This window comes from Siminovitchia fortis (assembly GCF_003605365.2).
Taxonomy (GTDB): Bacteria; Bacillota; Bacilli; order Bacillales; family Bacillaceae_C; genus Siminovitchia; species Siminovitchia fortis.
In genome coordinates this window covers 1-570 of sequence record NZ_QYTU02000104.1, presented here as the reverse complement: position 1 = coordinate 570, position 570 = coordinate 1, and the positions used below count along the sequence as shown (strand labels likewise).

General features: G+C 38.8%; 1 protein-coding gene. It reads right to left on the bottom strand.

Features of this window, described 5'->3' with window-relative positions; all coding sequences use genetic code 11:
- Positions 1-110: 110 nt before the first annotated feature.
- Positions 111-570, bottom strand: a 460-nt coding sequence (gene tnpA / locus D4N35_RS17855) for an IS200/IS605 family transposase (protein WP_120076051.1), incomplete at its 5' end; no start/stop codon positions are given.

Below are 570 nucleotides of genomic sequence, written 5' to 3'. Positions count from 1 at the left end.
GGTGGTTTGCTCTGCGGCTGAAAGCCTCTCTTACCGGCCTCGGCCTAAAAGGCCCACTGAAAGGGTTTCCCTTCTGCACCACATTCACACACCAATTCTAAAGAATTTCTTTATTTCTTCCGATTTTTCTCCCCCGTAAATGGGTCAAATTCTTCGAATAACGTTAACTGATCTGCCATATAGTCTTCTCTTAGCTGATTTCTAATATATTCTTGTATTTGCTTCTTATTCCTGCCCACTGTATCGACGTAGAAACCTCGACACCAGAATTTCCGATTTCCATATCGATATTTCAAATTTGCATGTCGATCAAATATCATCAGGCTGCTTTTCCCTTTTAGGTAACCCATGAATTGAGATACACTTAATTTGGGTGGGATACTAACTAACATGTGGATATGATCCGGGCAGGCATTTGCTTCATGAATGATTACACCTTTCCTTTCACATAATTCTCTTATTATTTGTCCAATACTCTTTTTGTATTTTCCATAAATAATCTGCCTTCTGTATTTTGGGGCAAAAACTATGTGATACTTACAATTCCATGTTGTGTGTGCTAAACTGTTC